Annotated in this window: 10 protein-coding genes; 5 read left to right on the top strand and 5 right to left on the bottom strand. The window is 45.9% G+C overall.

Features of this window, described 5'->3' with window-relative positions; genetic code table 11:
• Positions 1–266 precede the first annotated feature (266 nt).
• From AC3CIC_RS07850 to AC3CIC_RS07835, 4 genes are all read left to right on the top strand, one after another.
• Positions 267–1,958, top strand: coding sequence for an NAD-dependent malic enzyme (locus AC3CIC_RS07850; protein ID WP_394211290.1), 1,692 nt, complete (start codon positions 267–269; stop codon positions 1,956–1,958).
• Positions 1,959–2,088: 130 nt separating this feature from the next.
• Positions 2,089–2,751, top strand: coding sequence for a SanA/YdcF family protein (locus AC3CIC_RS07845; protein WP_017002787.1), 663 nt, complete (start codon positions 2,089–2,091; stop codon positions 2,749–2,751).
• A gap of 202 nt (positions 2,752–2,953) precedes the next feature.
• On the top strand, positions 2,954–4,324 hold the full coding sequence (locus AC3CIC_RS07840) for an SLC13 family permease (RefSeq protein WP_488515845.1): 1,371 nt from the start codon (positions 2,954–2,956) through the stop codon (positions 4,322–4,324).
• A 179-nt stretch (positions 4,325–4,503) separates the two neighbouring features.
• Complete coding sequence (locus AC3CIC_RS07835) at positions 4,504–5,595, top strand: beta-ketoacyl-ACP synthase 3 (protein ID WP_488515844.1); 1,092 nt, start codon at positions 4,504–4,506, stop codon at positions 5,593–5,595.
• 68 nt (positions 5,596–5,663) lie between these two features.
• On the opposite strand, the gene AC3CIC_RS07830 is transcribed toward AC3CIC_RS07835, so the two are convergent.
• The 5 genes from AC3CIC_RS07830 to AC3CIC_RS07810 form a co-directional block, all read right to left on the bottom strand.
• Positions 5,664–6,743, bottom strand: a complete 1,080-nt coding sequence (locus AC3CIC_RS07830; RefSeq protein WP_488515843.1) for a GGDEF domain-containing protein — start codon at positions 6,741–6,743, stop codon at positions 5,664–5,666.
• Complete coding sequence (locus tag AC3CIC_RS07825) at positions 6,740–6,940, bottom strand: hypothetical protein (RefSeq protein WP_488515842.1); 201 nt, start codon at positions 6,938–6,940, stop codon at positions 6,740–6,742. Before AC3CIC_RS07825 ends, AC3CIC_RS07830 begins: the two co-directional genes overlap by 4 nt.
• Before the next feature lie 213 nt (positions 6,941–7,153).
• Positions 7,154–8,065: an N-acetylglucosamine kinase gene (nagK, locus tag AC3CIC_RS07820; protein WP_016962189.1), complete on the bottom strand. Its 912-nt coding sequence runs from the start codon at positions 8,063–8,065 to the stop codon at positions 7,154–7,156.
• Between the two features lie 153 nt (positions 8,066–8,218).
• A complete protein-coding gene (locus tag AC3CIC_RS07815) occupies positions 8,219–8,935 on the bottom strand; it encodes a tRNA-uridine aminocarboxypropyltransferase (protein ID WP_016962190.1) in 717 nt (238 codons plus the stop codon).
• Positions 8,936–9,057: 122 nt separating this feature from the next.
• Complete coding sequence (locus AC3CIC_RS07810) at positions 9,058–9,402, bottom strand: DUF3802 family protein (RefSeq protein ID WP_488515841.1); 345 nt, start codon at positions 9,400–9,402, stop codon at positions 9,058–9,060.
• A 282-nt stretch (positions 9,403–9,684) separates the two neighbouring features.
• Between AC3CIC_RS07810 and AC3CIC_RS07805 the strand changes: the two genes are divergently transcribed.
• Positions 9,685–12,996: an ATP-binding protein gene (locus tag AC3CIC_RS07805; RefSeq protein WP_488515840.1), complete on the top strand. Its 3,312-nt coding sequence runs from the start codon at positions 9,685–9,687 to the stop codon at positions 12,994–12,996.
• Positions 12,997–13,020 lie beyond the last annotated feature (24 nt).

The following is a 13,020-nucleotide window of genomic DNA, read 5'->3' as shown; positions in this document are numbered from 1 at the left end:
TCAATGCGCCTAGTGTACCTCAGAACAGTGCCCAAACAGCGCCAAACGTTTCTTGATTTTCTATACACAACGAGATGAGTGGATATCCACCCGAGTTGTTTGTAGCAGGTCACTGTTTAAGGTTCAGGTGGTCGCTTTGTTTAAAATGATCTTGAACGTGCAAGGTCAACACCACTACACTGCTTAAACGGGAAGTAAATTCCCGTTTCTCTAAACACTTACCCTATTTTAATCATGTCTTCTGAAAGAATTGAGTTGTCTTCTTCATGCATAATCAAAAACGTCCACTCTACATTCCATACGCTGGCCCAGCGTTGCTTGAAACGCCGCTGCTTAACAAAGGCAGTGCGTTCTCTGTTGAAGAGCGGATGTTCTTCAATCTGGAAGGCCTACTTCCAGAAGCTATTGAGTCAATAGAAGAACAGGCAGAACGTGCCTACAAACAATATCAGCGTTTCGAAAACGATATGGATAAGCACATTTATTTGCGCAATATCCAAGATACTAACGAAACCCTGTTTTATCGCTTAGTGAATAGCCATATCAGCGAAATGATGCCGATAATCTACACCCCGACTGTCGGTGCAGCCTGTGAAAATTTCTCTGAAATTTATCGTCGTGGCCGTGGCTTGTTTATCTCTTACCCGAACCGCTACCGCATTGACGACATGCTTAACAATGCTTCTCGCCACAACGTTAAAGTTATCGTGGTGACTGACGGTGAACGTATTCTTGGTCTGGGTGACCAAGGTATCGGTGGCATGGGTATTCCTATTGGCAAGCTTTCGCTTTATACCGCATGTGGTGGTATCAGCCCCGCTTATACATTGCCAATCGTATTGGATGTGGGTACCAATAACCCACAGCGATTGTCTGACCCTATGTACATGGGTTGGAGGCATACGCGTATCACAGGCCAAGATTACGATGATTTTATCGAAGAATTCATCCAAGCCGTTCAGCATCGCTGGCCAGATGCACTGATCCAGTTTGAGGATTTCGCACAAAAGAACGCAATGCCAATCCTTGAGCGCTACAAAGATCGCGTCTGCTGTTTTAATGACGACATTCAAGGTACCGCTGCTGTTACCGTGGGATCTTTGATTGCCGCCTGTAAAGCTGCAGGCACCAAGCTATCCGACCAACGTATCACCTTCCTTGGTGCGGGCTCTGCTGGCTGTGGTATCGCTGAAGCAATTATTGCCCAAATGGTTTCCGAAGGGATCAGCGACAAAGAAGCGCGACAACACGTCTTCATGGTTGATCGCTGGGGTCTATTGATTGATGCCATGCCAAACCTGCTCGACTTCCAACAGAAGTTGGTTCAGAAATCGTCAGCAATTAAGAATTGGGAACTCGCTGACCAAAACATCTCCCTGTTAGACGTGGTGAAGAATGCTAAGCCTACGGTCTTGATTGGTGTCTCTGGTGCACCAGGCTTGTTCAGCGAAGATGTGATAAAAGCGATGCATGAACATTGCGAACGCCCGATTGTATTTCCACTGTCAAATCCAACAAGCCGCGTGGAAGCCACGCCGTTTGATATTCTGCGTTGGACCAACGGCGAAGCATTAGTGGCGACGGGAAGCCCGTTTGATCCCGTTGTTCTGGATGGCGGTAAAACCTATACCATCGCGCAGTGTAACAACAGCTACATCTTCCCTGGCATTGGTCTCGGTGTGCTGGCAACAGACGCGAAACGCGTGACTGATGGCATGTTGATGGAATCAAGCCGCGCATTGGCCGAATGTTCTCCGTTAGCAAAATATGGTCGAGGCCCACTGCTACCGCCTCTAGAAGAGATTCAGTCGGTATCGCGATACATTGCTCTCGCTGTGGCAAAGAAAGCCATTGAAGACGGTGTTGCGCTGGAACTGACCGACGACGTGTTACAAGAACGCATTGATGCGATCTTCTGGGAACCGAAGTACCGTCAGTACAAACGCACGTCGTTCTAACGCTGAATCATTAAATAATTTGAACAAGAACCGCCGTTTTCCGTAATGAAACGGCGGTTCTTTTTGTTTTTTTTCATTTTTTAGTTTAACCTTCTGGTTCCTCACTGGTTTTAGTACCTTTCTAATTGTGATGTCATTTCGAAAAGCGTCGACTGCTGTCTTTATTCTTTTTATTATCTCGCTACTCAGTATTGCGGCGATGGATCTCTGGGTCTCTTATCAAGCAAAAGATCGCATTTACGATTCGATCGCTGAAACGCCTGCTCGTCATGTTGGCTTGGTATTGGGCACCAGCAAATACATTGGAAAGACCCTTAACCCTTTTTATACCTACCGAATAGAAGCGGCTCAACGCCTTTATCTGAACAACAAAGTCGATGTATTGCTGCTCAGTGGTGACAACGCGCATCGCTCTTATAACGAACCATGGACGATGAAAAGAGATATGCTAAAAGCAGGTATTCCTGATGACCGTATCTTTCTTGATTACGCAGGATTTAGAACGCTTGATTCCATCGTACGAGCCAAAAAAGTCTTTGATGCAGACGAATTCACGCTAGTCACTCAAGCATTTCACTGTGAACGCGCCCTCTTCATTGCAGACTATTACGAAATTGATGCTATTTGTCTGGCCGTGCCAAGTCCAAAAGGGCTGGCGGGTTTGAAAATACGCGCTCGTGAAATACTTGCACGAGTAAAAGCCGTGCTGGATATCTATGTTCTAAACGAGCAGCCCAAATTCCTCGGACCCAAAGAAACCATCCCGACCGAAACACTTTCTCTTCCTGAGTAACACTCTGTCACACCCTCTCAAATCTGGTGGGTGGAAACCTACCCATTTAAAATTCACGCCATCCCAGTTTTAAACATTCAAGCAACATCTTGTTAATGATGTGGTTTAGCGCTCTCTACGAAATCATTTAGGTAGGCAATAATGCAGTTGAATTCAATTCAAACAATAAAAACCACCCTACATATTCTTAGAGGAAGTCGATATGACAGCATTAACCCTTGCTTTCAAAGATTGGCTGTTTAACAAAAATAGCCTAATTCTTATAGCCAACGTTGCACTGTTCACCCTTATGATGACCTTCCTTCCTTTCGAGAAGGACGTTGTCGTCGGTCTAAGCCTGCTTGTTTTCATCGCCGTACTTTGGCTTACCGAAGCGCTAAACGTCAGTATTACTGCGCTGCTTGTTCCGGTACTTGCCGTCGGTTTAGGGGTCTTTAACACCTCTACAGCGCTGTCAAATTTTTCCAATCCCATTATCTTTCTCTTTCTGGGTGGCTTTGCGCTAGCGGCTGCGCTTCATACCCAAAAACTTGATCAGGCCATTGCCGACAAAGTGCTGGTCATTGCCAAAGGCAAAATGAGCGTTGCTGTGATGATGTTGTTTGGTGTTACTGCTGGCCTTTCAATGTGGATATCAAACACAGCAACAACGGCAATGATGCTGCCATTGGTTCTTGGCGTACTCAGCAAGGTCAATGCAAAATCTGACCGTGGTACCTACGTGTTTGTACTTCTAGGTATCGCATATTGCGCGAGCATTGGTGGTATCGCGACAATTGTTGGTAGCCCTCCCAACGCCATTGCAGCGGCAGAAGTTAACTTAAACTTTATAGAGTGGATGAAACTAGGCCTGCCAATTACCGTCACGTTGTTACCGATCACCATTGCCGTTCTTTATTTCTTGACCAAGCCCAATTTGAACCACACCTTCGAACTGGATCACAAGCCTATTGAGTGGACCAATGCGCGTCGTCTTACTCTGGCTATTTTTGCACTGACGGTGTTCTGTTGGATCTTCAGTAAGCCAATCAACCAAATGCTGGGTGGCTTAAGTAAATTTGATTCCCTTGTCGCTATCTCTGCCATTATCCTTCTTGGCGCATCACGCGTGGTTAACTGGAAAGATATCGAGAAAACAACAGACTGGGGTGTATTACTGCTGTTTGGTGGTGGCTTGTGTTTGAGCAATGTGTTGAAAGCGACCGGGACCAGTGTGTTCTTGGCCGAATCGCTAAGCAGCTTCCTTTCATCAGCAGGCATCTTCTTTACCTTGCTGGCTGTTGTGGCGTTTGTCGTGTTTCTGACGGAATTTGCCAGTAACACCGCGAGTGCTGCTCTTCTCGTACCTGTATTCGCCACGGTTGCTGAAGCACTTGGGGTTTCACCCGTAATTCTGTCGGCATTGATTGCCATTGCAGCCTCCTGTGCCTTTATGTTGCCTGTCGCCACGCCGCCAAATGCCATTGTTTTCGCATCAGGTCACATCAAACAATCAGAGATGATGCGTGCAGGAATTTACTTGAATGTGGTTGCCATTACTGTTCTCGCAATATTTGCTTGGTTGTTTTGGTAACAGAGCCTCGCTTTCAAGGCGCAATCAACACGTAAACCATGTGGCCTTCGGGCCACTTTTGGTTTCAGTATCCTTGCTCAGGAATATGTCGCTATTGTTCACAGCGCACAGCACGCTATTTGTTTCAACAATATAACAGCGGTACACTGGCAACAGTTAAAACAAAACAAGAGACTCTCATGCCATTTGCCGAAATTACTGGCTGGGGAAAATGCTTACCTCAGGCAGAACTCACCAACAACGACATAAGCACCATCATTGACACTTCAGACGAATGGATTTCTTCTCGAACCGGTATCAGTGCTCGCCGCATCAGCCACGTCAACACATCAGACATGGCAACAATTGCCGCAAAACATGCGCTGGCAACGGCGGGGGTTGAAGGTGCTGATGTTGATCTCATCATTGTCGCCACTTGCTCTCCAGATACGCTAATTCCGAACATTGCCTCGAAAGTACAACTTGAAATTGGCGCTAAGAAAGCGGCTGCGTTCGATTTAAACGCAGCGTGTACCGGATTTTTGTATGCGCTTGAAACAGCGACGAGAATGATTCAGGCTGGCGCGTATCAACATGCCGTCGTTATTGGTGCGGAGCGCTTGAGCTGGTATCTCGATTGGAGCAAACGTGATACTGCCGTTTTGTTTGGTGATGGCGCAGGCGCCGTTGTGCTGAGTAAAACAGATAAAGAAGTAGGATTACTCGAAGCCCAACTTGGCTGTGATTCCGAAGGAAGAGATGTGCTCGCTATCCCTGCATTTGGCACCGCCATGCAGCGCTTTGAAGAAGACAGCGGCTATTTCAGCTTTAACTTCGTTGGCCGTGAAATTTTCAGACGTGCCGTAAAAGGCATGGGGGCTGCTGCAAGTGCCGTTCTCGGACGCGCTAATGCAACGGAAAGTGATATTGACTTGGTGATCCCACATCAAGCTAACAAGCGCATTATCGAAGCACTTTGCGATCACGCAAAGATCCCGTTGGATAAAGCGTTTATTAATATCCACAAGTATGGCAATACTTCGGCTGCAACCATTCCAATCGCGTTGTGTGAAGCCGTTGAAGAAGGCCGAGTGACACCAAACAGCACATTGTTGATGGCAGCATTTGGTGCAGGCCTGACTTGGGGTGCGGGCGTGATACGTTGGGGTGATCGCACTTCGCCAATTAACGTGTCGGACGCCGCACTTCCTGAGCCAGAAACATCGGCTCTGGGCTTGCTAGAAAATGCGGTTAAACACTGCAAAGCAAACGCCGAAAAAACACAGCTGTAAACTGCGCACCGCATAGAAACAAAAATGAAATTTGAAAAAAGCAGCTTATCAACGCTGCTTTTTTTTGTTTAAACCGTCATCAGTGTTTCAGCAAACACTTCCACCCGATTTCTTCCGAGTTGTTTGGCTCGATAAAGAGCGTCATCAGCATCTGCGATCATTGCAGCGATACTGGCTTCGCGCATCGATGACACACCAATACTGCATGTTAGCAATTCGCCATGAGACCATGCTGTAGACTCAAACGCGGATCGAATTCTTTCGGCTAAGAACGATGCTTGAGCTAAGTTACGCTTAGGACAGAAAATCACAAACTCTTCTCCCCCCCAACGGACAATGACATCGCTAGTGCTTGCTGATTCTCGCATGATTTTCGCCGTACTCACGAGTAGTTTGTCACCCATGTCATGACCGTAGGTGTCATTGACATACTTAAAGTGGTCAATGTCCAAACACAACACCGTGCAGCTTCTATCGTCCATCGAAGTAATATGTTTTTCGAGTTCCTGATAGATACCCAAGCGATTTCTCAACCCTGTGAGTGCATCAGTATTGGCAAGCACAGACAAGGTTTCACTTTTTTGCTTTAACGCCAAGTTAATCACTTTCAAACGGTCTGCTCGTGAACGCTCCAGATTATAGATACGCCGGCTTTGCGTGTATTTAACCGTCAATAGCGTCATGATAGTGGCAAGCCAAACAAACGTTATTCCACGAAAAAGCTGAGACTCTGAGAGCATCAGTCCCTCAAAGCGAATACCTCTGATAACAAGCTCATGCTCACCCAATATTGGCGCACTACCCGTTGCTATCTCTATCAATGAGACATTACTCAATTCTGGCCCAGCATGCTCCAGCGGTATATCTAGATCAGAGATCCACCAAGAGATAACCTGAAACGCTTTTAAAGGCAGCACGTACTCAGACATCGATCCACTCGGGTTGTATTCAAGCCCATTAAATTTCAGCGAAACAGGGTCATCAATACGAGAGTATGCCGAATTGAAGTTTCTCAGATACACGCGTAAGCGCTGATTCGGCTCAGGCGTATCGTAAGCAGCCTCAATGACCATAGAATGATAGTGCGTTAAATCAATCCCGTTTGCAGCATACGCGCTTAAACTGATCGCCACTTCACAGAAGGTCATCGGTGCGCTTTACCCAGATTGCAGTTAAGAACAACGTATCCATCGCCATCAACGGTAACACTTCCTTGTGTATCTCCCCCCATTGGGGTGTCATCAATATATTCAACCTTAAACTCTGTTGGAGAGACCGTGTAGGTTGAACGCGCACCACCAGCATAAAACCAAAAAATGGCGACGACAGACAAGAATAAAAGCACAAGGAGTACGAAAAGAGTTCGCGAAGTGTTCTGTTTCAAAATCACCTGATCAACTTATCCAATTCTTATTGATACAACTCAGATAGCTGAGGAATTATTTCACACATAACGCCGAATAGATCAGCGGTACATGAAGCCAATTTAATGTTTTGGTATGAGAAAAGGCACCTTTCACTCAGGTGCCTTTCGTTTCCAAGCGTCTCAGCTAAGACTTTAGCGCTGGATATTCAAAAATGCAGCGCCACGGACTCCGCCGGAGTCTCCGTGCTTGGCTTTGATGATTTTTGGAGGGTGAGCAATGGAAAGTAAATGCTTAGGAAGACGTTTAGGCATTTCTTCATAGATGGCATCGAAATTCGACAGTCCACCACCTAACACCACCACATCGGGATCAATACCGGTAAACAAACCAGCAAAGACCATCGCTAGCATTTCCATATAGATGTCGACGAACTCAACATCACGAGATTCACCTGCTTTAAAATCCGCAATAATATTGACCGCTTTTTTCTCTTCACCATGAAAATGCGTGTACAGCATTTCAAATCCGCGACCAGAGAGATAGTTGTCGATACAGCCTTTTTTCTCACAACCACATTCAAAAATTGGCGCATTTTTACCAAGGTGCAGCCAAGCGTCAATCGGCATGCGCATGTGTCCGAGCTCACCCGCGACATTATTCTTACCAGAAACAATCTTGCCATCCAGCACAATGCCACCGCCGAACCCTGTGCCCAGAATCAAGCCAAGGACAACCTTTTCACCTTGAAGCTCTTCATCCCACGCTTCAGACAGCGCGAAGCAGTTGGCATCATTGTTAAGCGCAACCGCTCGGCCAATTTTTGCTTCAAGATCTGCACGAAGCGTTCTACCTTTCGCAGCTGGCACATTGACCGTTAACACTGTGCCATCTTCAGCCTTTTCAATGCCGGGAATACCAAGCCCGACCGTGCCTTCACAACCAAATTTTTGGTCGTATTTCGCCACTAAGCCCGCTAGCGTTTCAACCAACAGCTCATAGTTGTCTCCGGGGGTAGGCACGCGCTCTGTTGCCTGACGCTTTAGATCATTGTCAAATGCGCCAAACTCAATTTTGGTGCCACCTACATCAAAGCCGTAATACATCCTTTACTCCGTTGTTCCTAATAGCAAAATCGTCAATCTGTTTGAATTATCCCTGTTTCAAACGGTTCTTAATGTGACTAAAGACAAAGTAACTCTTTGTGTCGTCTTTTCAGCGCTACAACTATGCGAAGTGAATCGCAAACCGTTGTTAAATTAGAGGGTTCGAAGCTCTCTATATTTATCAAGCGCAGCCGGGTCTGGGAGATTACGCTGTTTTTTCCCTGTCAAATAGTACTCACGGAACACATCAAACCATGCATCCAAACATTGGGACGCTTTGATATCCCCCGCAAGTGCCAGCACTTGTGCGGCCACCTCTGCTGTTGCAAGCTGACCTTCACCGTTCGCTTCTCTCATTTGATAACGCGATTGCGTATCGACCTTGATGCTTAGAACGGGTACCTCATCTAACCAAGGGCTCTTGCGGAATATTTTTTTCGCTTCCTGCCAAGTGCCATCAATCATGATGAAAAGAGGACGTTTTCCCGCTTTTATCACTGGCTGACTAACAACGCGGTCTTCGCTGGCATACTGTGCAGGGAAAACAACGAATGGCTGCCATATTGGGTCATTGACCAACGCCACCATCTCTTCATTGGGCGTTTTACGCGACCAAATATACGCGTAGGTATCTTCAACCGTATCCGCGATAAGACGCCCAGTATTACTCGGCTTTAATACCTCATCATCATACATAACGAGCAAAAATCCGGCGTTCGTCGTCAAGGTTTGCCTTTCTTCACAAATACATAACCTTTCAACGACCATGCAGTGAATACAGCGAACAACACTGGCCCCTCGCGCACGAAATGGCTTAGTCGATTGCGCAAGCCTTTGATCGTAGAGTTTGTGAATGGCGTGAGGTTTCATGGGATGCGCCTTAAAAGAATAAAGGCGCATTTTAATCAGAGCAGAGAGCAGTGCAACCACTTGTTTGCGCTAAGGTGCGATATGCGTGAACTTAGCGCCATCCTGGCATTACCACCAGAGGTTTAAACACACTCAGAAACAGCAGCATCAAACAGGTTTTTTACCAGACCAATATACTCTTCAAGCACGTTAATCTGAGCAAACGTAGGTTTCTGATTCCAAACCGAGCTCAATATCTCTTCTAAATCTGCAACCACTTTATCCGCTTCGCTCATCACCGCAAAGCGCAGAGGTAGTGGCATGTCTTTGTTCTGCTCGCAAATAACCATAAGTTGGCTTGCGACCAGTTCGTGGACAAGATCATCGATTGTTTCAGAACCAACCTTGTCACCTGACGCAGCGAACGCGGCCAAGTTTTCTACGAAATATTCAATTAGAGCCGCATATCCATCTGACTCAACGACCATTTAATACCTCCAATGCGTGACTTCCTACGCCCAATTTTATTGCTCTGACATGAAAATTGATACCAATTAATTAGCCATATGTCACTTATTTGAGTCATAGTACTCACAAGAGAGTCCAGTGTTACTACATTATAAGTTCGATGACGCAAGCGTAGCACTTTAACGCGTCTTTTCATGGCGAAATAAGTTGGCACCATCCTATAAAAGTTAATGCCTAAATCACGCTAAAAATGTCACCACCTGCACTTACTGGACGAAAGTGTCACTCATCAAGGATTCGTGATGTCAGAAAACCAAATCCAGCGCGATAATCAATTCCCCTTTTCCAAAAGTATCGTGGGGAAAGTGGGATTTATTATGGCAATGATGACACTTTGCGCCATGCTGCTCTCTGTATCCACCTATGTCATGCATGATACCGCCAGCACTGACACCACGAATACCCGCCAGTTAGAAATCCCACGCGCCCTACTTTCAGTCTCTATGCTACGTTTCGTCGGTGAAATGAACCGCAATATGCTTAGCTATGCCTTAGGCGAAAGCGCCTCACTCGACACCTATTTCAAGAACAAGAACCAATTTGAAGTTTCACTGAAAGAGCTGAATAAGATTCATGGTGATAACGCCAGTAAACTTCATCGTATTGAAAGTAATTACAAAGCGTTCGAAACGAAAATCGAAAGTGAGGTACTCAGACAATACGACCCACAAAGAGAAAAGTGGGCAATGAATGAAAAGAAACTGATCAAGAAAGACCTTGCACCAGAATTGAATCGTGCCATTCAAGCGCTGTTAGGGTTAGATGTTAGCAACGATACTGAGACAAACGTTGAGAACCATCAAGTCATATGGCTCATGAGAGAGGATGCAGAAGATATGATGTCTTCTGTGTATTTCTATCTCAACGGTGAAGATAACCAAATTCAACATTTCCATGAAAATGCTGCTTTCTTTTCCAATTATCTCCAGCAGTTACGGGCGATGTCCACTAACGAACAATACACGCTAAATCTTGACGAAATTGAACGAATCATCAACGACCTAGTGACACGCACCGAACGAATCTTTAGCGAGTATGACCCGCTCAAAAAGAATGAAGCCATTCATGCCCTTAAAACCATCAACAACAACGAATACAAAACACTGGAAACATCGTTAACAGAGTTTTCACGCGAGACCAGTTTCAGTGCGGCCAACTCCATGGCCAGCCTGCATAAGGTATTGAAAAACAATCAGATATCTTTTTTCGGATTGTTTGCCATCATGACACTAGTCAGTATTGCACTGACCGTTTATATCTATAAAAAAATCACGCAGCCTATCGCTAGGCTCGCTGATACCATGCGCAACCTCGCTGATGGTAATACCGAGATTCCAATCCTTTACAAAAACAGACCTGACGAAGTGGGCCAAATCTCTCACGCACTTAGCTCCTTTCGCGACCACATCATTTCGCGAAATCAGGCAAGAGAACAACTTCTCTATCAGAAAGAATTGGCAGAGGCGGCTTCAAAAACCAAAGCACAGTTTTTGGCGGCAATGAGCCATGAAATACGTACGCCAATGAACGGCGTCATTGGCATGATTGATATTTTGCGGCGCTCAAAGTTGGACGCGACACAAATGGGCGTGGCCACAACGGTTCGTGATTCGGCGTTATCACTTCTTTCTATCATCAACGATATTCTCGATTTTTCTCGTATTGAAGCAGGAAAGATGCGAATTGATGATGTTCCACTGTCATTGCGCAACATCGCGGAACAGGTGATGGACAATTTGGCAACAGAGGCGACAGACAAAAACGTATCCTTAACGCTTTACATATCTCCCTCCGTCCCAACGTGTCTCAGTGGTGATCCCACCCGCATTCGGCAAGTACTGTTTAACCTTATTGGTAACGGAATTAAATTCTCAGGTGGTCAACCACATCGTGGAGAAGTGCAAGTTTGGATAAAAAATCAACCTGAACACAACAACCACTCATCCATATCCATCGAGATTCGTGATAACGGTATTGGTATCAGCCAAGACAAACTTGAAGCGATTTTCAAACCATTTACCCAAGCTGAGTATTCAACGACTCGTCGCTACGGTGGCTCAGGCTTAGGCCTCGCAATCAGTCAGAACATTGTTTCTCTTATGGGGGGAAGTATTCGCGCTGAAAGTGAGGAAGGCATAGGCTCAATATTTACCGTAAGTTTTGAACTGCCTGTCGCTGACAACATCAACATTCCAGAAAATTGCAAAATTGACTTGCTGCGTGAGTCTGCGCAGACGCTTAGCAGCGTGATCTGCGTCAACACACTAGAAAACGGTGCCCTAAAAACTAGCATCGATAACTATCTGCAACAGTTAAATATTTCCTGTCACAGCACGTCAGTCGAATTGCTGCATCAGCAAAAATTTGAGCGAAGCGATGTGAAATACGTCGTCATCTGTCGCGATTATCTGCAAACCAAACAGCTCATGCCGCCATTTCTTTCGTCTAGTGTCGAAATTCGCTATCTCGAACTCGACATGCAACTCCCTGTCCATCGTTATGGTGGTATTGATGTGTTTGCTGTCTATGCTTCGCCATTGAAATTATCGATGCTACTCAGCGGCTTGCGTATCTGTGTTGGGCTTGAAAGCCCTGACTATCCCGCGCTTGACACCAGCACAAGAGAAGCATTCATTGAACGTACTGATCAAGAGCAAGGAACCATTCTTGTCGCAGAAGACAATGTCACCAACCAAACAGTGATCAATAAACAGCTTACTTATCTCGGCTACAAGGTGGTCATGACAGGTGATGGCTTAGAGGCTTTGCGCGCTTACCGTAAACAGGCATTCACTCTTGTGTTGACCGATTGCCACATGCCTAACATGGACGGTTATGAACTCACTCATGCCATACGTGCTATTCAAAAAGAACGAAATGAATTTGTCCCAATTATTGCGCTAACTGCCAATGCACTTGTTGGCGAGGCTGAACGTTGCATTGAGACAGGCATGAACGACTTTATAGCGAAACCCGTTGAAATTGATGTTATCCAAAAAGTACTGAGTAAATGGTGCTCTAAGAGCAAGCCCTTCGAGGAAATATCCTCTCCGACCAGTGTCGCATTAAACGTCTCTGATCCCTTGATCCACGAGACAGCGCTGCACGAGGTAGCGAACACCGAAACCGCGCGGTCTGAAAATATGATCCAAGAGACTGCTCTGCCGCAGCTAGAGGTGGAACTCGAAGCCAGTGTGCTTCAAAAGCTGTTCTGGGGAGATAAAGAAACCTACGCAGACGTTCTCGGAGAATTCATCAAGCACTGTGTGCCGGAATTAACCGACTTGGCGATGACACATGCCCCTTATGATTTTGACCAAATAAAAGCCTCTGCACACAAACTAAAAACATCATCTCGCAGCATTGGGGCATTCGCCCTTTCAGACTTGTGTATTTCGCTTGAACAAAGTGCTGATGCAAAAAGTAACGACATAGAATCGTTGATTTTCACTTTGAATGAACAACTCGATGGAACCATTTCAGCAGTTAAATCCAAACGCATTGCATTAACACATGAACTCGATCATGGAAAAGTCAGCACACCTGATGCTTGAGAACTCGGCACTTTTTCCAATTTA

Source organism: Enterovibrio sp. QJM3NY_24 (assembly GCF_057786035.1).
Note: the sequence above shows the minus strand (reverse complement) of the source record. Positions and strands in the feature narration are given on the sequence as shown.

Coding starts and splice junctions, on each gene's coding strand:
- AC3CIC_RS07850 (WP_394211290.1), top strand. CDS start 267: ATGCATAATCAAAAACGTCCACTCTACATTCCATACGCTGGCCCAGCG.
- AC3CIC_RS07845 (WP_017002787.1), top strand. CDS start 2,089: ATGTCATTTCGAAAAGCGTCGACTGCTGTCTTTATTCTTTTTATTATC.
- AC3CIC_RS07840 (WP_488515845.1), top strand. CDS start 2,954: ATGACAGCATTAACCCTTGCTTTCAAAGATTGGCTGTTTAACAAAAAT.
- AC3CIC_RS07835 (WP_488515844.1), top strand. CDS start 4,504: ATGCCATTTGCCGAAATTACTGGCTGGGGAAAATGCTTACCTCAGGCA.
- AC3CIC_RS07830 (WP_488515843.1), bottom strand. CDS start 6,743: ATGACCTTCTGTGAAGTGGCGATCAGTTTAAGCGCGTATGCTGCAAAC.
- nagK (WP_016962189.1), bottom strand. CDS start 8,065: ATGTATTACGGCTTTGATGTAGGTGGCACCAAAATTGAGTTTGGCGCA.
- AC3CIC_RS07815 (WP_016962190.1), bottom strand. CDS start 8,935: ATGAAACCTCACGCCATTCACAAACTCTACGATCAAAGGCTTGCGCAA.
- AC3CIC_RS07810 (WP_488515841.1), bottom strand. CDS start 9,402: ATGGTCGTTGAGTCAGATGGATATGCGGCTCTAATTGAATATTTCGTA.
- AC3CIC_RS07805 (WP_488515840.1), top strand. CDS start 9,685: ATGTCAGAAAACCAAATCCAGCGCGATAATCAATTCCCCTTTTCCAAA.